The following is a 17,447-nucleotide window of genomic DNA, read 5'->3' as shown; positions in this document are numbered from 1 at the left end:
GTGGGGGGCGGCCGATGCGGGGCCTTCTAGCAGCGATCGCCCCAGGCACAAGTGTTAACGGCGGAACTTTTTCGCTTCCGTACCCGGAGCATCGCCCGCGTGTTCCGGAAGCCTCACGCTTCCAGGCTGATCGCCGACAGCAGACGGCCGTAGTCGCCCTCGCCATTCAGGAAGGCGCGGCGGTTGGAGAAGAACCATTCCTCCTCGGCCCGGGTGTCGCGGCCGACCCATTCGCGGCGCTCGACGCCGGCGGTCTCCAGGCGGTCCAGCACGAACGCCGGCAGGTCGAAGAAGCGCTTGTCCTCGGCGGCGCCTGGCTTGAAGAACCGGCCCGAGCCGGGGCAATCGGCCTCGAACCGGTGCAGGAACTCCAGCCCCACCTCGTAGGACTTGGGGCCGATGCAGGGGCCGACGACGCCGGTGATACGCTCGGGCCGGGCGCCCAGCTCAACCATGCGGTCGACGGCGGCCTGGACGACGCCGTCCAGCGCTCCACGCCAGCCGGCGTGGGCGGCGGCCACGATGCGGGCCTCGGGATCGGCCAGCAGCACCGGCGCGCAGTCGGCCGCCATGGCGCCGCAGATGACGCCCGGGGTCTTTGAAACCACCGCGTCGCCTTCCGGCCGCGCATCGCCCCAGGAGCCGTCGGCCGTGATCGCGATGGTCGAGTGGATCTGGTAGCAGACGTTCAGATCCTCGGGGGCGCCGCCGAACCAGCGCGCGATGCGGGCGCGGTTCTCCTCGACGTCGGCCGGCTCGTCCTTGCTGCCGCGCCCCACGTTCAGGCTGTCGTAGATTCCCTTCGAGACCCCGCCCTGGCGCGTGAAGAAAGCGTGCTTGATGCCGGGCAGACTGGCCAGGAGAGGCGACTGGACGGTGGGCAGGTCAGGCTTCTTGGTCATGTCGCGTCCTCGAAGAGGGGGGGCGAAAGGTCGGGCGCGGTCAGGCACGCAACCTTGAACAGAGCGCCCATCTGCGCCTTGCCGACCAGACGATCAAGCTGTCTCGCGATCCGATCGGCGTGATCGGGGCGGGCGACGGCCAAGGTCTGGGCCCGGGCCTCGATGCCCAGGGCCAGCAGGAACTGCGCCTGGGTCAGGATCGGCCCGGCCTTGGCGCCGGTTTCCCGCGCGGCGGCGACGACCGACGGGAAGTCGGCCCAGACGGTGAGGTCGGCCAGGCCCGCGGTGGTCAGCGGGTCGACCTTCTGGTGGTTGCGGATGGCCTGCAGAGTGTCGCCGGCCTCCGGCGCGTCGCGGCCATAGTCGATCAGCAGCGCCGCGCCGCCGTCGGCAGCGAGGCGGTGGGCGATGTCCGAGGCCAGGGCGGCCTGGGCGGGGGAAGATTCCCAGACGCTCCCTTCGCCGGCTTCGGGCAGGTGAAGCGGCGCGGCGTCAGGCGACTTCCCGAGGCCGCGCAGCCCGAACGCCAGTTGACCGTCCTCGCCCAACCCGATCACCCGCTCGGCCCAGCCTTCACCAGTCCGGACGAACTGGCGAGCGGGCAGGCAGTCCAGCAGCTCGTTGGCCACCAGGATCATCGGCGCGCCAGCCGGGACCTCGTCCAGGCGACCGACCCAGCGCGGGCCTTCGCCCAGCTTGGCGGCCTGCTTGGCGCGCAGCGGCCCCGACACCTCGACCAGCCAGACCTCGGTCGCCGCCAGGAAGTCCGGATCCAGCCGCGCCGCCCGCAGCAGGTCGCTCATCAGCGTGCCGTCGCCCGGGCCCATCTCGACCAGGCGGAACGGCGCGGGCCGGCCCATGCGGGTCCAGGTCTCCAGCACCCACAGGCCGATCAGCTCGCCGAACATCTGGCTGACCAGCGGCGCGGTGATGAAGTCGCCGCCCGCGCCCAGATCAGGGCGCATCGCGTAGTAGCCGTCGCGCGGGTCGTGCAGGCAGCGGGTGAAGAACTCCGGGACGCCGATCGGCCCGTCCTGGGCGATCTGCGCCTTCAGGCGATCAAGCAGGCTCATGCCCGCCTTCGCCTGGACCGACTTGAACAGGCTCGCGCAGCGCCTTCCACAACAGCCAGCCGCCAACCAGGATCATCGGGGTCGACAGCATCATCCCCATGGTCAGGCCGAACGGGAAGTCGGGCATGCCGACGTCGGGATTGCGCACATTTTCCAGCGACAGGCGGAACAGGCCGTAGGCGATCAGGAAGGTCGCCACGATCGCCCCGCGCCGCTGCAGCCACTTCAGGCGATAGACGGCGAAGACCAGAATGAGGAACAGCAGCAAGCCCTCCAGCCCCGCCTCGTAGAGCTGGCTGGGATGGCGCGGGTATGAGCCGGCCGGGCAAATGTGCTGTGGGTGGGCGGCCTTGATCGTCTCGTTGCAGAAGATGATGCCGAACGGCCCGTCGGTGGGGCGGCCCCACAGCTCGCCGTTGATGAAGTTGGCGATGCGGCCGAAGAACAGGCCGATCGGGGCCACCGGCGCGATCAGGTCGCCCAGCTTCAGCATGTCGATCTTCTGCTGGCGGGCGAACAGGGCGATCGCCGCGCAGACGCCCAGGAAGCCGCCGTGGAAGGACATGCCGCCCTCCCAGATCTTGAACAGGTCCAGCGGGTGCGCGAACAGCCAGATTCGCTGGTCCTCGTTCATCAGCATGTAGAACAGGATGTAGCCCAGCCGGCCGCCCAGGATGATGCCCAGGGTGATCCACAGCACCAGGTCGTCGATCTGCAGCGGCGTGGCGGTCGGCGCGCGGCCGCCCCACAGGCGCTCGGTCCGGGTCATCCGGACGGCGAAGCGCCAGCCCAGCAGGATGCCCGCCACATAGGCAAGGGCGTACCAGCGCAAGGCCAGCGGACCCCATTGCAGGGCCCAGGGACCGATGTGCACGATCGGGTCGATGTTCGGGAAAATCACGTGCGGCTCCGTGCGGGACACATGGTCGCACTCGTATAGCCTTCGGGCTTCGCTTTCATCCCCCGTTTCCCATATAAGGACGCAGCCCACTCTTTGGGCCACTCGGAACCGCGATGCACAGCCAGAACCCTTTCCTCGACGAATTCGCCAAGCTGACCCAGGCGGCCATGGGCATCGCCCAGACGGCCGGCGAGGAGGCCAAGACCGCCATGCGGGCCCAGGCCGATCGTCTGGCGGCCGAATTCGACCTGATCCGTCGCGACGATTTCGAGGCGCTGAAGGCCGAGGTCGCGGCGCTGCGCGAAGAGGTCGCGGCTCTGAAGGCGGCCAAGAAGGCGCCCGCTAAAAGCGCTTCTGGAAAAACCGCGACTTCAGGCGAATAGGCGATTCGGCGCTCGCTCACGGCGTGAAGCGAGTTGAGACGAACGTCACGAAGCAGATTAGTGTCCCTTGGCGCGTGAGCGATTCATGGCGGGGGCAACCCTCGCCGTCGCGGGCGGGGACGTAGGTTTTTCATGGACACCCAACCGGAAGACGACGACGTCCTGATGGCGCTCGACCCCCTCGAGGTGGTCGAACACGTGCTGTCGGCCGAGAACCTGACCTTCGACCGCACGGAAGACGGCGATCTGGCGTTCGCGCTGAAGGGCGACTGGAAGGACTACGAGCTGTGGTTCGCCTGGCGTCCGGAAGCCGACTGCCTGCAGCTGTGCCTGTCGCTGGACCTGCGCGCGCCGAAGTCCAAGCGCGCCAACGCCTACGAGCTGCTGGCCCTGATCAACCAGCGCGTCTGGCTGGGCCACTTCGAGGTCTGGACCGAGGACGGCGAGGTGGTGTTCCGCCACGCCCTGGCCCTGCCGGCGGGCGAGCGCCCGACCATGGCCCAGGCCGCCTCGATGATCGACGCGGCGGTGGAAGCCGCCGATCGCTTCTTCCCGGCCTTCGAATTCCTGCTCCAGGGCGCCAAGACCCCGGACGAGGCCATGGCCGCCTGCATGTTCGAGACCGTCGGCCAAGCCTGATTTAGGCTTGCGCCTAGCCCCCAGGGTTGTCATCCCGGCCGCAGCGCGAAGCGCGGAGAGCCGGGACCCAGGGGCAACCTCATCGCGCGTGGCCCCTGGGTCCCGGATCGCGCAAGCGCGTCCGGGATGACACAACAGGTGGAACGCGAAGCATGACCCCCATTCTCCTCCTCGGCGCGGGCCGCATGGGCGGCGCCTTGATCGAAGGCTGGAGCGCGGCCGGCGCTTTCGCCGCCGCCGACCTGATCGTGCGTGATCCGAACGCCGCCGCCGCCGCCTTCGCCGGCGCGGTGGTCAATCCGCCGCTTGAAGCCCTGTCCGCCGCCAAGACCGTGCTGCTGGCCGTGAAGCCGCAGATCTGGCGCGAGGCGGTCAAGGACGTGGTTGCGCACCTGGCCCCCGACGCCGTCATCGTCTCGATCGCCGCCGGTGTCCGCGCGGCGGACATCTCCGAAGTCTTCGGCGGCCGTCGCGTGGCGCGGGTGATGCCGACCACCGCCGTCGCCATCGGCCGGGGAGCGGCCTCGATCCATGCCGAGGATGACGACGCCCGGGCCGCCGCTCATGCCCTGTTCGCGCCGGTCGCGACCGTGGTCGACCTGCCGAACGAGGACCTGATGCACGCGGCCACCGCCGTGTCGGGCTCGGCCCCGGCCTATCTCTACGCCTTCATCGAGGCGCTCGAAGCCGCCGGCGCGGCCCAGGGCCTGGACGCGGCGGATAGCGCCCGCCTGGCCCGGGCCACGATCATCGGCGCCGCCGCCCTGATGGAGAAGAGCGGCGAGGAGCCGGCCGAGCTGCGCAAGCAGGTGACGTCGCCGGGCGGCACGACGGCGGCGGCGCTGGCGGTGCTGATGGGCGAGGGCGGCTTTGGCGACCTGCTGCCGAAGGCGCTGGACGCGGCCGTGGCGCGCTCGAAGGAACTTGGCGGCTAACCGTCTTGCTCCCGTCGCTTTCCGCCGCCATGTGACTCCCATGACCGACGCCCCAATCTCCGCTGACGACGACATCCTCGACCGGGCCGCCGCCGCGGCCCTCGCCCTGGCCGCCGACAGGCCGTGGCCGGCCATCGCCCTGCGCGACATCGCCGTGAAGGCCGACGTCCCGTTCGCCGAGCTCTACGGGCTGGCCGACAGCAAGCACGCGGTGCTGGCCCATCTCTCGGCCCGCTTCGACCGCGCGGCGCTGGGCGTCGACTATGCCGAGACCGCCGACGTCCACGATCGCCTGTTCGACGCCGCCATGGCCCGGCTGGAAGCGATGGAGCCCCATCGCGCCGCCCTGATCGCCATAGCCAAGGCCGAGGGCGTCCTCGTCTCGGCGACCCGCTTCCCGCGTATCGCCCGCGCCGTGCTGGAAGCCGCCGGCGTCGAGGCCACCGCCCCGCGCCTGGCCGCCATGACCGCGGTCTGGGCCCGGGTGGTCCAGGTCTGGCGCGACGACGAGGGCGCGCTGAACCGGACCATGGCCGAGCTCGACAAGCGCCTGAAGCAGATGGCCGATCGGCTGGCAAAGATCGGGGCGGGATTTTAGGCAGCGGGCCCGTCCTCGTCCTTCGACAAGCTCAGGATGAGGACTACTTTTCGCCGCGTGGCCGTAGAAACCTCATCCTGAGCTTGTCGAAGGAAGAGGTTTCGGACCGCCTTACCCCGGCAGCCGGATCGAGGCCCTCAAGCCTCCCATCATCGACCGCGATAGCACCAGATCTCCGCCCAGCCCGCGCGCCATGTCGCGGGCGATGGCCAGGCCCAGGCCGACGCCCTTTTCGTTCTGGTTCCGGCTCTCGTCCAGGCGCGAGAACGGCTTGAAGGCCTCCTCGTAGCGGTCCTCGGGGATCCCTGGCCCGTCGTCGTCGACCGTCACCTCGACGCCGCCCGTCAGGCGGGCCGTGGCCGTCACCTTCACCCGGTCGGCATGGGCGACGCCGTTGTCGATCAGGTTCGCCAACGCCCGGCGGAAGGCCAGGGGCCGTAGCCGCGCCTCCAGGTCGCGGGTGATTTCGGTCTCGACCATCGCGCCGCCGCGCTCGGCGTCGGCGACCACGCCCTCGACCAGCTCCGACAGGCTTACTTCCTGAACCGCCTCCCCGCCCTCGCCGCGGGCGAAGGCCAGGTACTCGTCGATCATGTGCTCCATCTCGGAGAGGTCGCCCTTCATGGCCTCCAGCTGTTCGCTGGGCTCGGACATGGCCATTTCCAGCTTCAGCCGGGTCAGCGGCGTGCGCAGGTCATGGCTGACGCTGGCCAAGAGGGCGGTGCGTTGCTCGATGTGGCGGATGATGCGCGCCCGCATGGCCATGAAGGCCATGGCCGCCTGGCGCACCTCGCGCGCGCCATGCGGCTTGAAGTCATGGTCCTCGCCCCGGCCGAAGGCGTCGGCGGCGTCGGCCAGGCGCTCGATGGCCCGCACCTGGTTGCGGATGAACAGGATGGCCACCGCCGTCAGCAGCATGGTCGCCACCACCATCCACAGGATGAAGATGTGCCCCTGGGTGGCGTAGGCGCGGTCGCGCAGCGCGTAGATCTGCAGGACCCCGTCCTTCACCTGCACGCGGATGTCGATATAGGCCGTGTAGCGGGTGGTATCGAACCAGAACGGGTTGTCGAGCCGGTCGTCCAGCGCCTTGTCCAGCGAACGATCCAGGGCGGCGAACAGCGAGGGCCGGTGTCCGGTCGGCAGTTTGCGGCCCTTCTGGAAGGCGATCGACAGCGACATCGAGTCCTCGGCCCGCTTGGCCAGCTTTTCGACGGCGGCGGGGCTGGGATCGTCCTCGTAGGACTGCACGGCCCAGGCGATGTCGCCGGCCAGGCCCTCGGACAGCTTGCTGGTCACCGACTGCCAGTGGGCGTCGAAGAAGGCCCAGGTCACGGCGATCTGCATCACCGCCACCGGCAGGATGATGATCAGCAAGCTGCGCCCGAACAGGCTCGTCGGCAGCCAGCGCTTGATGAAGAGCGGGACGTACAGCTTGGTGCGCAGGCGCATCAATCAGTCCGGAGCCAGCCGATAGCCGACGCCGCGCACGGTCTGGAGGTAGCGCGGGTTCTTCGGATCCGGCTCGATCTTGCGGCGCAGGCGGGTGACCTGGACGTCGACCGCGCGGCCGGTGGCGTCGGCGGTGTCGCGAGCCAGCTCCAGGCGGTCGACCGGCTCGTGAGCCGAGCGGGCCAGGCGGCGCAGCAGGGTGACCTCGGCCTCGGTCAGGCGCACGACCTCGCCGTCACAGGTCAGTTCGCCGCGATCGGCCTCGAACGTGCAGCGGCCCAGCAGCAGCGCCTTGGGCCCCACCGGGCGCGCCGACGAGCGGCGCAGGATGGCCTCGATGCGAAGGAGCAGCTCCTGCGGCTCGAACGGCTTGCCCAGATAGTCGTCGACCCCGCTGGACAGACCTTCGATGCGGTCAGCGGTCTGGTCGCGGGCGGTCAGCATCAGGATCGGCGTGCGACCGCTTTCGCCGCCCTTGGACCGCAGGCGCTTGGTGAAGGCGTAGCCGTCCTCGCCGGGCATCATCACGTCAAGCACCATCAGGTCGAAGTCCAGCGCGCCGAACAGGCGGTCGGCTCCGGCCGCGTCCGAGGCGGCCGTGACCCGGAAGCCGGCGCGGCCCAGGAATTCCTTGATCAGCTTGCGCAGGCGGTCGTCGTCGTCGACGACCAGGATGTGACGCTCGCGGCGCTCTTCAGGACTCATGGCGGAACACTATCAGGTTTGACGGCGGGGGGCGCCGACGCCCTGGCGCGGGCCGGCCAGCGCCGCCAGGATCCGCCGCGCGCCGGCCACGCCGTCAAGACCGCCGGTGCGGTAGGCGCGGGCCAGCAGCGCCCGCAGCCGCTCGGCGGTGCGCTGCTCGAAGGCCACGCCCTCGGGGGTCAGGGTCGCCGGACGCCGACGGCCGTCCAGATCGCCCGCGCCGCGCTCGACCAGGCCGGCCTTCTGCAGGTCGGCGAGGGTACGGCTGGCGGCCTGTTTGGACAGGCTGGTCAGCTTCGAGAGGTCCTGCACGCCAATGCCCGGCCGGCGGCGCAGCAGGAAGGTCGCGCGCCAATGCGAGCGGCCCAGACCCAGGGGCTCGGCCTCCAGCGCCGTGTCGACGGCGGCCCACAGCGAGGCCTCGGCCAGCAGGATCAGTTCCAGCCCGCCGTCCAGCTCCTCCTCGCGGAGGATCAGACGGGGATCGTCCGAACCGGGCTGCAGCGGGGCTATCATCGCGAGGAGTCCATTTTATTTGACGCCCCCGTCCTCGGGGCGTCTAAGAGCCGGGTTTCCAATAAGGAGGTCTTGGACCGATGTCTCTGGTTCCCTTCGACGATCGTGACGGTTGGATCTGGCTGGACGGCCAGTTCGTTCCCTGGCGCGAGGCGAAGGTGCACGTACTGACCCACGGACTTCACTACGCCTCGTCCGTGTTCGAGGGCGAGCGGATGTACGGCGGCGAGATTTTCAAGCTGACCGAGCATACCGAGCGCCTGTTCAAGTCGGCGGAGATCCTCGACTTCAAGATCCCTTACACGGTGGCCGAGATCGACGAGGCCTGCAAGGCGACGGCGGCCAAGAATAACCTCAAGGATTGTTATGTCCGCCCGATCGCCTGGCGCGGGTCGGAAATGATCGGTGTTTCGGCGCAGCAGACCAAGATCCACGTCGCCATCGCCGTCTGGGAGTGGCCCAGCTACTTCGACCCGGCGACCAAGGCCAAGGGCATCCGCCTGACCTGGGCCAAGTACCAGCGTCCGGACCCCAAGACCGCCCCCGTCGCGGCCAAGGCCGCCGGCCTCTACATGATCTGCACCATCTCCAAGCACGCCGCCGAGAAGGATGGTTACGCCGACGCGATGATGCTCGACTATCGCGGCTATGTGGCCGAAGCCACGGGCGCGAACGTCTTCTTCGTCAAGGACGGCGCCCTGCACACCCCCAAGCCCGACTGCTTCCTGGACGGCATCACCCGCCGCACGGTGATCGACATCGCGCGCGGCAAGGGGATCGAGGTCGTCGAGCGTCACATCCAGAAGGAAGAGCTGTCGACCTTCACCGAGTGCTTCATCGTCGGCACCGCGGCCGAGGTGACCCCGGTCTCGGAGATCGGCGAGTTCAAGTTCACGCCCGGCAAGCTGTCGCTGGACCTGATGGACACCTACGCGGCGCTGGTGCGCGACGGGGCGATGGCCGAGGCCTGAGGGCCTGTAAGCAGGCGCTTATCCGGCGCCTGTAAGCCTGCCGCCTATGGCCGCGCCGGCTGGCGCGGCGCACGCCTTCTCTCGTCTCAAGCACGGGAGAACCGCAAGTGACCAAACCCTCGTTCGCCATATTCGGCGCCAGCCTCCTGATCCTGTCCCTGGCCGCCCCCGCCCTCGCGGAGGAGGCCAGGCTTCCTCGGGCCAAGGTGGTCTCGCTCGCCCCCGCCACGTCCAAGCCGGCGCCGGCCAAGGCCGAGGATCCGGACGACGACGCCCGCCACAAGGCTCGCCACAAATCCGTTGAGCGTGACGACGCCGAGCGGGGCGAAAGGCATGACGCGGAGCGCCGCCATGACCGCGACTGAGACCACGCCGGCGCCCCGCCGCTGGGACCCGGTGGTCAAGCTGACGCATTGGACCGTTGTCGCCGCCGTCCTCGCCAACGGTCTGATCACCGAGGCGGGTTCGGCCCCGCACCTGTGGGTCGGCTATACGCTGGCCGCCACCCTGATCCTGCGTCTGATCTGGGGCGTCATCGGACCGGCCGAGGCCCGATTTTCGGCCTTCCCGCCCAGCCCGGGCCGCGCCCTGGCGCATGTCCGCGAGATCGTCGCCGGTCGACGCACCGAGCACGCCTCGCACAATCCGCTGGGCGCCCTGATGGTCTATGCGATCTGGAGCGTCCTGGCCGTCATCGTCGTGACCGGCGTGCTGATGGTCAGCGCCCCCGCCGCGCCGGAGCGCGCCGCCGCCCCACCCGCCGCGGTGGTCGCGACGCTCGATCGTGACGGGGATGACCACGAAGAGGCCGGGGAAGCCGGCGAAGAGCACGAGGAGGGCCCGTTGACCGAGATCCACGAGACCGCGGTGAACCTGCTTTACGGCCTGATCGTCCTGCACATCGCGGGCGTCGTCTTCGAAACGCGGCGGAGCGGACGGCGGATAGTCTTGGCGATGCTTCCCGGGCGGCGCTAAGTCTCTGGCGATGATCAATCGACGTCGAGCCCTTGAGCACAGGATCACGATGATCGCGGTCATCGTGATCCTGCAGCTGGCCGCGACTATCTTCTTCCTGGTCGACTTCACCGGCGATCTGCGCGCTGGCGGACTGGGTTCGCACCTGCTGGCCGAGGGCGGCGCGGCGCTGGCCCTGCTGGTCGGCGTCCTGTTCGGCGCGACCCAGGTGCGCTGGCTCGTCCTGCGCGCGCGCCAGGACGAGGCGGCGGTGGCCGCGGCCAAGGGCGCCCTGGCCGACCTCGCGCACCTGCGCTTTTCCGATTGGCGGCTGACCGGGGCCGAGGCGGATGTCGCCCTCTTCGCCTTGAAGGGCTGTGACGTCGCCGAGATCGCCGCCCTTCGCGGCGCGGCCGCCGGCACGGTGCGCGCCCAACTGGCTCGGGTCTACGCCAAGGCCGGGGTGCGCTCGCAATCCGCGCTGATGGCGTTGTTCATGGAGGAGCTGGTGGAGACCACCGGGAGCGAGGGGGCCGCGACCGAGCGGCGTCGCGACCCTTAGCCGTAGCCGTAGCCATGGTCGCCGCCGCCGCCCGCGCCGGCGCTTAAGCCGCCTCCGCCTCCTCGTTCGCCGGAACCTGACGGATCAGGTAGTCGAAGGCCGACAGCGAGGCTTTCGCGCCTTCGCCCATGGCGATGATGATCTGCTTGTAGGGCGTGACCGTCGCGTCGCCGGCGGCGAAGACGCCGGGCAGCGAGGTTTCGCCGCGATAGTCGACCTCGATCTCGCCGCGGTTGGTCAGGGCGACGCCGGAGTCCTTCAGCCACTCGGTGTTGGGCACCAGGCCGATCTGGACGAAGACGCCTTCCAGGTCCACGCGGTGGACGCTGTCGTGGTTGCGGTCCTTGTACGACAGACCCGAGACCTTGCCGCCGTCGCCATGGATCTCGGTGGTCATGGCCGAGGTGACGATGGTGACGTTCGGCAGGCTGGCCAGTTTCCGTTGAAGCACGGCGTCGGCGCGCAACTGGCTGTCGAACTCGATCAGCGTCACGTGGGCGACGATGCCGGCCAGGTCGATGGCCGCCTCGACGCCGCTGTTGCCGCCGCCGATCACCGCCACGCGCTTGCCCTTGAACAGCGGGCCGTCGCAGTGCGGGCAATAGGCCACGCCCTTGTTGCGATACTCGGCTTCACCGGGGACGTTGACGTTCCGCCAGCGGGCGCCGGTCGACAGGATGACGGTGCGCGACTTCAGGCTGGCGCCGTTCTCCAGCTTGACCTCGATCAGGCCGCCCGGGGTCTTGGCCGGAACCAGACCGACGGCCTTCTGCAGGTTCATGATGTCGACGTCATATTCCTTGACGTGCTGCTCCAGCGCCGCGGCCATTTTCGGCCCCTCGGTGTGGGGGACCGAGATGAAGTTCTCGATGGCCATGGTGTCCAACACCTGACCGCCGAAGCGTTCGGCCGCGACCCCAGTCCGGATGCCCTTGCGGGCGGCGTAGACCGCCGCGGCCGCGCCGGCCGGGCCGCCGCCGATGACCAGCACGTCGAAGGCGTCCTTGGTCTTGATCTTCTCGGCCATGCGGTCGCCCGCGCCGGTGTCCAGCTTGGCCAGGATCTGTTCGACATCCATGCGGCCCTGGCCGAAGGCCTCGCCGTTCAGCAGGATGGTCGGCACGGCCATGACCTGGCGGGCCTCGACCTCTTCCTTGAACAGGGCGCCGTCGATGGCGACGTGGCTGATGCGCGGGTTCAGGGCGCTCATGGTGTTCAGCGCCTGCACCACGTCGGGGCAGTTCTGGCAGGACTGCGAGAAATAGGTCTCGAAGCGGTAGTCGCCGTCCAGCGCCTTGATCCGTTCGATGACCTCGGCGTCGAGGCGCGGCGGGTGGCCGCCGACATGCAGCAGGGCCAGCACCAGCGAGGTGAACTCGTGACCCAGCGGCAGGCCGGCGAAACGCACCGAAGCGTCACCGGCGGCGCGGGTGATGGCGAAGGAGGGCTTGCGGGCGTCGTCGCCCGACAGGTTCAGGGTGACCTTGTCCGACGTCGCGGCGACGTCTTCCAGCAAGGCCAGCATCTCCTTCGAACCGGCGTCGTCCGCGAGGGAGGCGACCAGTTCGATCGGCTGGCGCAGGTTCTGCAGATAGGTGGTCAACTGGGTCTTCAGACCGGCGTCCAGCATGGCGCGCTCCCAAAAAGGCTAGGGGGAGAGAAAGGTAGCGTTCGATTTTCGGGGGGAGGAGGATCGAACGCGGCGTACGATCAAGGGCCGGGCCGCCGACCGGTCCGAATGAACGGCCGGCGGTCCGAGTAGTTCTTAGGCTTTAGATCTTGCCGACCAGGTCGAGCGACGGGGCCAGGGTCTTTTCACCCTCTTCCCACTTGGCCGGGCAGACTTCGCCCGGGTGGCTGGCCACGTATTGGGCGGCCTTGATCTTGCGCAGCAGCTCGATGGCGTTGCGGCCGATGCCTTCGGCGGTGACTTCCATGAACTGGATCACGCCTTGCGGGTCGACCAGGAAGGTGCCGCGGTCGGCCAGGCCGACGCCCGGGCGCATGATTTCGAAGTTGTTGGTCACCACGCCCGACGGGTCGCCGATCATCGTGTACTTGATCTTGCCGATGGCCGGCGAGCTGTCGTGCCAGGCCTTGTGCGAGAAGTGCGTGTCGGTCGACACCGAATAGATCTCGACGCCCAGGCGGGTGAAGACGTCGTAGTTGTCGGCCAGGTCTTCCAGCTCCGTCGGGCAGACGAAGGTGAAGTCAGCGGGGTAGAAGAAGAAGACCGACCACTTGCCCTTGGTGTCGGCTTCGCTGACCGTGACGAACTTGCCGTCCTTGTAGGCCTGGGCGGTGAAGGGTTTGATCTCGGTGTTGATCAGCGACATGAGGCGCTCCAGTTGGAAGAGATGAGCCCTGTTACAGGCCCGACTCGCGATTGATCAAATTGATAAAACTTCTCAACGGGATAGAGTGGATCTATCAATTTCGCAAAAGCGAAATGGGTTTGGCTGGCATGTTTAGCATTCGTTGATCGAATGATGAATTATCGAATGTCGAGTATGGGTCGCTGGCGCGGCCCCGTCGTTGCTTTGTCGCAAAAACTTATGGAGTCAGGGCGCGTCGCGCTTGCGTTTCGCCGCGACGGGCATGTCATGCCTCATATTGGTCAGACCAATTTGATTGATCGGCTAAGCCATCTCGTGCGAACCCTTGCGCGCGAACCCTTGCCTGTGGAACGCCTATCGCTTGTGTGACCGGGGCTTCCCGACCATGGTCCCGTATCCAGTGGAGTGTGATTTGACCGGCAAGAGACCGACCATCGACGACGTCGCCCGCGTTTCGGGTGTGGCGCGCGTGACGGTGTCTCGAGTGCTGAACGGCGGCCCCAATGTCCGCGACGAGGTCCGGACCCGGGTCATGCGAGCCATCGAGCAGCTGGACTACAAGGTCAATCCCCAGGCCCGCAGCCTGGCCGGCGGGGCCAGCCGTCTGCTGGCCTTCGTCTTCGCCTCGGACCTCGAGAACGATCCGAATTCCTACTATGAATCCGCTCTGGAGCTGGGGGCCCTGCGCGCCTGCCTGACCCTGGGCTACCAGGTGCTGGTCCAGAACGTCCCGCAGCAGACGCCCGACCGCGAGAAGCGGGTGCTGGACCTGATCACCAGCCAACGCTGCGAGGGCCTGATCCTGTCGCCCCCCTACAGCGACGACGTCTCGCTGATCCGGGCGGCCTTGGCTCAGGGCTGCAAGGTGGTGACGGTGTCGCCCGGCGGACCGGGGCGCGGGATCGCCGACGGAGTCGGAGTCGACGACGAGGCCGGCGGCTACGACATGGCGCGCGAGCTGCTCAGCCTGGGCCATCGCCGCTTCGGCTTCATCGCCGGGCTGGAGGGCCACCTTTCCGCGGACCGACGCATGAAGGGGTTCGAGCGCGCCCTGGCCGAGCAGGGTCTGGGCGAAGACGCCTGGATCATGGCGCGCGGCGACTTCACCTTCCGCTCCGGCACACACCTGGCGCCGGGGCTGCTGGACCATCCGCTGAGCCCCAGCGCCCTGGTCTGCGCCAATGACGACATGGCCGCCGGCGCCCTGTCGGCCGCCCACGCGCGGGGCCTCAGCATCCCTCGGGACCTGTCGATCACCGGCTTCGACGACGCCCCCGTCGCCGCCATCGTCTGGCCGCCCCTGACCACCGTGCACCAGCCGGTGAAGGTGCTGGGCCAGCGCGCCGTCGAGATGCTGGTGGCCCGCCTGACCGGAACCAACAGCGCCTCCGAGCCGGTCTTCCAGCAGTTGGACCACGCGGTCGTACGCCGCCAGACCACGGCCGCGCGCTAGCGACCGTACCCGCTTTCCGGTTTCGATCTTGACAACGTTGTCTCCCGGCGTGCTAGTGGAAGCGCTTCCATGGAAGCGCTTCCACGGCCAAGATTGGCCTCACGACAAAAAAGGCCGTCGCTTCGCGCAGGAGCGGCTTCAGAGGGGAGAGCTAGATGATAAACCGCAAGAGCGGCGCGCGTCCGTCCATCCAGAAATTTTACGTCACCGCTTCCACGGCCGCGATCACGCTGGCCCTGGCCGGCTCGGCCTTTGCCCAGCAGGCGGCTGCTCCGGCCCCGGAAGCCGACGACACGGTCGACGCGATCGTCGTGACCGGCATCCGAGCCGGCATCCAGAACTCGATCAACATCAAGAAGAACGAGACCTCGATCGTCGAGGCCGTCTCGGCCGAGGACATCGGCAAGCTGCCGGACGTATCGATCGCCGAGTCGATCGCGCGTCTTCCCGGGTTGGCCGCCCAGCGCGTCAACGGCCGCGCCCAGGTGATCTCGATCCGGGGTCTCGCGCCCGACTTCACCACCACGCTGCTGAATGGCCGCCAGCAGGCCAGCTCCGGCGACAACCGCGCCGTCGAGTTCGACCAGTATCCGTCGGAACTGCTGTCCAGCGTCGTGATCTACAAGACGCCGGACGCCCAGGTTTCCGGCATGGGTCTTTCCGGCACCGCCGACCTGCGCACCGTGCGCCCGCTGGGATACGGCAAGCGCGTCCTGGCCTTGAACCTGCGCGGCGAGAAGACCTCGGGCAAGAAGCTGAACGAAGACTCCCACAACGTGGGCGGCCGGTTCAGCGCCAGCTACATCAACCAGTTCGCCGACGGCACGATCGGCGTGGCCCTGGGCTACGCCCACCTGGATTCGCCCTCGCAGGTGAAGCGCTACAAGGCCTATGGCTACGAGGCCTTCCCGCCGGAATCGACCTCGCCGGACAGCGCCGACGGCGCCCTGATGCTGAACGGCCAGGAGATCATGGCCGTCTCGCGCAACAACAAGCGCGACGCGGTCATCGGCATCTTCGAGTACCAGCCCAACGACAGGATTCACTCGACGCTGGACCTGTACTACTCGACCTTCAAGCAGAAGGAGACGACGCGCGGCGCCCAGTGGTTCTCGAACCCTTACGCCGATGGCGTGACCTATTCGAACGTCACGACCGCCGACATGGGCGGCTCGAAGTTCGCCACCGGCGGCACGCTGAATCACGGCGTGCCGATCGTGCGCAACGACTACAACACCCGCCAGGACCAGCTGTTCTCGGCCGGCTTCAACAACGAATTCCAGCTGACCGAAAAGACCAAGCTGGTCGCCGACCTGTCCTATTCGTCGAACAAGCGGAAGGAACAGATCATGGAGACCTACGCCGGCTACGGCCGTGGCGTGGGCGGGGTCACCGGGTCGACGGCGGACGTGGGTCGCACCTATGACACCATCGGCTTCAAGGTCGCCGACAACGGGTTCTCGCAATATGACGAAGGCCTGAACTATGCCGACGCCAGCAAGGTCACCCTGGGCGACCGCGCCCCGTGGGGCGGCTGGGGTCACGACGGCGCGATCCGCTACCCGCACGTCAAGGAAGACGTCAAGGCCGTCGACATCCGTCTCGAGCACGAGATGGACGGTTTCATCACCCAGCTGTCGGGCGGCGTGAACTACACCAAGCGCGACAAGGGCAAGACCGTCTCGGACAACGACCTGTTCCTGAAGAACGGTCGCCAGCAGGTCTATGTCGACCAGGCCGATCTGGTCTCGCCGACCAACCTCGGCTTCGCCGGCTTCGGCGACGTCCTGTCCGTCAAGATCGGCGACGTCTGGAAGAAGTACTACAACTCCTCCCCGATCCTGGACGCAAACTACTACGACAAGAACTGGGACATCACCGAGGAGGTCACGACCTTCTTCGCCAAGGCCAACTTCCAGAGCGGCGACCTGCGCGGCAATGTCGGCGTCCAGGTGGTCAAGCAGAAGCAGGAGTCGAGCGGCGTCGTGATCAACGGCCTGGCCTCGGGCCAGCCGATCGTCCCGACCAAGATCAACGCCAAGGACGACTACACCGACGTCCTGCCCAGCATGAACCTGATCTACGACCTGGGCGGCGGCCACCGCCTGCGCTTCGCCCTGTCGAAGACCATGGCCCGTCCGCGCATGGACGACATGCGCGCCAACGTGACCCCGGGCTTCAATGGCCTGGTCTGTTCCAGCCAGCCCTGCGGTCCGGGCACGACGGTCAATCCTTGGTCGGCCTCGGGCGGCAACCCGCACCTGAAGCCCTGGATGGCCAAGGCCGCGGACCTGGCCTACGAGTGGTATGTCAGCCCCGCGACCTATGTGTCGGTGGCCGGCTTCTACAAGAAGCTCGACACCTACATCTACCAGCAGTCGGGCACGTTCGACTTCACGGGGATCCCGCTGCCGGCGGGGGCCAACATCCCGGCCGGGACGATCATCAACAACATCGGCCAGATGACCCTGCCGGCCAACGGCAACGGCGGCACGGTCAAGGGCGTGGAGTTCAGCGGCGCGGTCGAGTTCGGCCAGTTCGCCGATATCCTGAAGGGCTTCGGCCTGCAGGGCAGCCTGTCGCTGACCAAGTCGAACCTGAACCCGACCAGCAACCCCGATCCGACCCAGGAGGTCCGCATCCCGGGCCTGTCGGGCACGGTCTACAACGTCACCGGCTACTATGAGCGCGGCGGCTTCCAGGCGCGCATCAGCCAGCGCTACCGCTCGGCCTTCAAGGGCGAAGTGGTGCAGCTGTTCGCCACCCGGGGCTTCACCGAGATCCTGGCCGACAAGCAGGTGGACGCTCAGATCGGCTACACCTTCAACGACGGCCCGCTGGAGAACCTCGGGCTCCTGTTGCAGGTCAACAACCTGACGGACTCGCCGTACCGCACGCGCCTCGGCCTGGATAACGGCGGCACCAAGACCCAGAGCGGCGGTTCGCTGCCGGAGACCTACGAGAAGTACGGCCGTCAGATCCTGTTCGGCGTGAACTATCGGTTCTAAGCAGAAGGCTGAGCCGAGCCGCGCTCCCCTGCGGCTTGGGCTCGCCAGGCAAGAACCAA

18 protein-coding genes and 1 pseudogene are annotated in these 17,447 nt (G+C 68.0%); 11 read left to right on the top strand and 8 right to left on the bottom strand.

Annotated elements, in window-relative coordinates; translation table 11 throughout:
- Positions 1–113: 113 nt before the first annotated feature.
- From pgeF to lgt, 3 genes are read right to left on the bottom strand one after another with little or no spacing between them, the layout of a single operon-like run.
- Complete coding sequence (gene pgeF / locus AC1RNC_RS13890) at positions 114–902, bottom strand: peptidoglycan editing factor PgeF (RefSeq protein ID WP_492886982.1); 789 nt, start codon at positions 900–902, stop codon at positions 114–116.
- Positions 899–1,975, bottom strand: a complete 1,077-nt coding sequence (locus AC1RNC_RS13885) for a class I SAM-dependent methyltransferase (protein ID WP_492886981.1) — start codon at positions 1,973–1,975, stop codon at positions 899–901. The genes pgeF and AC1RNC_RS13885 overlap by 4 nt, the downstream gene beginning before the upstream one ends.
- Complete coding sequence (gene lgt / locus AC1RNC_RS13880; RefSeq protein ID WP_492886980.1) at positions 1,962–2,876, bottom strand: prolipoprotein diacylglyceryl transferase; 915 nt, start codon at positions 2,874–2,876, stop codon at positions 1,962–1,964. The genes AC1RNC_RS13885 and lgt overlap by 14 nt, the downstream gene beginning before the upstream one ends.
- Positions 2,877–2,989: 113 nt before the next feature.
- Here lgt and AC1RNC_RS13875 point away from each other — a divergent pair, with 113 nt between their 5' ends.
- From AC1RNC_RS13875 to AC1RNC_RS13855, 5 genes and pseudogenes are all read left to right on the top strand, one after another.
- A complete protein-coding gene (locus AC1RNC_RS13875) occupies positions 2,990–3,259 on the top strand; it encodes an accessory factor UbiK family protein (RefSeq protein WP_125156683.1) in 270 nt (89 codons plus the stop codon).
- A gap of 132 nt (positions 3,260–3,391) precedes the next feature.
- On the top strand, positions 3,392–3,898 hold the full coding sequence (locus AC1RNC_RS13870; protein ID WP_125156682.1) for a type III secretion system chaperone family protein: 507 nt from the start codon (positions 3,392–3,394) through the stop codon (positions 3,896–3,898).
- Positions 3,899–3,925: 27 nt separating this feature from the next.
- Positions 3,926–4,032, top strand: a pseudogene (locus AC1RNC_RS13865) (hypothetical protein); the annotation flags it as partial.
- A gap of 18 nt (positions 4,033–4,050) precedes the next feature.
- Positions 4,051–4,833, top strand: a complete 783-nt coding sequence (gene proC, locus AC1RNC_RS13860) for a pyrroline-5-carboxylate reductase (RefSeq protein ID WP_492886979.1) — start codon at positions 4,051–4,053, stop codon at positions 4,831–4,833.
- A gap of 40 nt (positions 4,834–4,873) precedes the next feature.
- Positions 4,874–5,431 carry a TetR family transcriptional regulator gene (locus tag AC1RNC_RS13855; protein WP_492886978.1) on the top strand — a complete coding sequence of 186 codons (558 nt, stop codon included), beginning with the start codon at positions 4,874–4,876 and terminating at the stop codon, positions 5,429–5,431.
- 111 nt (positions 5,432–5,542) lie between these two features.
- On the opposite strand, the gene AC1RNC_RS13850 is transcribed toward AC1RNC_RS13855, so the two are convergent.
- The 3 genes from AC1RNC_RS13850 to AC1RNC_RS13840 are packed head-to-tail and all read right to left on the bottom strand — an operon-like array spanning position 5,543 to position 8,104.
- A complete protein-coding gene (locus AC1RNC_RS13850) occupies positions 5,543–6,883 on the bottom strand; it encodes a sensor histidine kinase (RefSeq protein ID WP_492886977.1) in 1,341 nt (446 codons plus the stop codon).
- Between the two features lie 3 nt (positions 6,884–6,886).
- Complete coding sequence (locus AC1RNC_RS13845; RefSeq protein ID WP_492836771.1) at positions 6,887–7,588, bottom strand: response regulator; 702 nt, start codon at positions 7,586–7,588, stop codon at positions 6,887–6,889.
- 12 nt (positions 7,589–7,600) lie between these two features.
- On the bottom strand, positions 7,601–8,104 hold the full coding sequence (locus tag AC1RNC_RS13840; RefSeq protein WP_492886976.1) for a MarR family winged helix-turn-helix transcriptional regulator: 504 nt from the start codon (positions 8,102–8,104) through the stop codon (positions 7,601–7,603).
- 80 nt (positions 8,105–8,184) lie between these two features.
- Between AC1RNC_RS13840 and AC1RNC_RS13835 the strand changes: the two genes are divergently transcribed.
- The 4 genes from AC1RNC_RS13835 (at position 8,185) to AC1RNC_RS13820 (ending at position 10,591) form a co-directional block, all read left to right on the top strand.
- Positions 8,185–9,075, top strand: coding sequence for a branched-chain amino acid aminotransferase (locus AC1RNC_RS13835; RefSeq protein ID WP_492886975.1), 891 nt, complete (start codon positions 8,185–8,187; stop codon positions 9,073–9,075).
- Positions 9,076–9,182: 107 nt separating this feature from the next.
- A complete protein-coding gene (locus tag AC1RNC_RS13830; protein WP_492886974.1) occupies positions 9,183–9,440 on the top strand; it encodes a hypothetical protein in 258 nt (85 codons plus the stop codon).
- A complete protein-coding gene (locus AC1RNC_RS13825; protein WP_492886973.1) occupies positions 9,427–10,050 on the top strand; it encodes a cytochrome b/b6 domain-containing protein in 624 nt (207 codons plus the stop codon). The genes AC1RNC_RS13830 and AC1RNC_RS13825 overlap by 14 nt, the downstream gene beginning before the upstream one ends.
- Positions 10,051–10,060: 10 nt before the next feature.
- The gene (locus AC1RNC_RS13820) at positions 10,061–10,591 is read left to right on the top strand and encodes a helix-turn-helix transcriptional regulator (RefSeq protein WP_492886972.1); all 531 of its coding nucleotides are present in this window, start codon (positions 10,061–10,063) and stop codon (positions 10,589–10,591) included.
- 43 nt (positions 10,592–10,634) lie between these two features.
- On the opposite strand, the gene ahpF is transcribed toward AC1RNC_RS13820, so the two are convergent.
- Positions 10,635–12,221 (bottom strand): alkyl hydroperoxide reductase subunit F, encoded by a 1,587-nt coding sequence (gene ahpF, locus AC1RNC_RS13815; protein WP_492886971.1) that lies wholly within the window; start codon positions 12,219–12,221, stop codon positions 10,635–10,637.
- 142 nt (positions 12,222–12,363) lie between these two features.
- Positions 12,364–12,927 carry an alkyl hydroperoxide reductase subunit C gene (gene ahpC / locus AC1RNC_RS13810; protein WP_099581443.1) on the bottom strand — a complete coding sequence of 188 codons (564 nt, stop codon included), beginning with the start codon at positions 12,925–12,927 and terminating at the stop codon, positions 12,364–12,366.
- A gap of 412 nt (positions 12,928–13,339) precedes the next feature.
- On the opposite strand from ahpC, the gene AC1RNC_RS13805 reads away from it, so the two are divergent.
- Positions 13,340–14,380 carry a LacI family DNA-binding transcriptional regulator gene (locus AC1RNC_RS13805; protein WP_492886970.1) on the top strand — a complete coding sequence of 347 codons (1,041 nt, stop codon included), beginning with the start codon at positions 13,340–13,342 and terminating at the stop codon, positions 14,378–14,380.
- 155 nt (positions 14,381–14,535) lie between these two features.
- Positions 14,536–17,388, top strand: coding sequence for a TonB-dependent receptor (locus tag AC1RNC_RS13800; protein ID WP_492886969.1), 2,853 nt, complete (start codon positions 14,536–14,538; stop codon positions 17,386–17,388).
- Positions 17,389–17,447 lie beyond the last annotated feature (59 nt).

It is taken from the genome of Caulobacter sp. GW822-FHT01G02 (assembly GCF_058802865.1).
This window is presented reverse-complemented; position numbering and strand designations above follow the sequence as displayed.

Coding starts and splice junctions, on each gene's coding strand:
- pgeF (WP_492886982.1), bottom strand. CDS start 902: ATGACCAAGAAGCCTGACCTGCCCACCGTCCAGTCGCCTCTCCTGGCC.
- AC1RNC_RS13885 (WP_492886981.1), bottom strand. CDS start 1,975: ATGAGCCTGCTTGATCGCCTGAAGGCGCAGATCGCCCAGGACGGGCCG.
- AC1RNC_RS13875 (WP_125156683.1), top strand. CDS start 2,990: ATGCACAGCCAGAACCCTTTCCTCGACGAATTCGCCAAGCTGACCCAG.
- AC1RNC_RS13870 (WP_125156682.1), top strand. CDS start 3,392: ATGGACACCCAACCGGAAGACGACGACGTCCTGATGGCGCTCGACCCC.
- proC (WP_492886979.1), top strand. CDS start 4,051: ATGACCCCCATTCTCCTCCTCGGCGCGGGCCGCATGGGCGGCGCCTTG.
- AC1RNC_RS13855 (WP_492886978.1), top strand. CDS start 4,874: ATGACCGACGCCCCAATCTCCGCTGACGACGACATCCTCGACCGGGCC.
- AC1RNC_RS13850 (WP_492886977.1), bottom strand. CDS start 6,883: ATGCGCCTGCGCACCAAGCTGTACGTCCCGCTCTTCATCAAGCGCTGG.
- AC1RNC_RS13845 (WP_492836771.1), bottom strand. CDS start 7,588: ATGAGTCCTGAAGAGCGCCGCGAGCGTCACATCCTGGTCGTCGACGAC.
- AC1RNC_RS13840 (WP_492886976.1), bottom strand. CDS start 8,104: ATGATAGCCCCGCTGCAGCCCGGTTCGGACGATCCCCGTCTGATCCTC.
- AC1RNC_RS13835 (WP_492886975.1), top strand. CDS start 8,185: ATGTCTCTGGTTCCCTTCGACGATCGTGACGGTTGGATCTGGCTGGAC.
- AC1RNC_RS13825 (WP_492886973.1), top strand. CDS start 9,427: ATGACCGCGACTGAGACCACGCCGGCGCCCCGCCGCTGGGACCCGGTG.
- AC1RNC_RS13820 (WP_492886972.1), top strand. CDS start 10,061: ATGATCAATCGACGTCGAGCCCTTGAGCACAGGATCACGATGATCGCG.
- ahpF (WP_492886971.1), bottom strand. CDS start 12,221: ATGCTGGACGCCGGTCTGAAGACCCAGTTGACCACCTATCTGCAGAAC.
- ahpC (WP_099581443.1), bottom strand. CDS start 12,927: ATGTCGCTGATCAACACCGAGATCAAACCCTTCACCGCCCAGGCCTAC.
- AC1RNC_RS13800 (WP_492886969.1), top strand. CDS start 14,536: ATGATAAACCGCAAGAGCGGCGCGCGTCCGTCCATCCAGAAATTTTAC.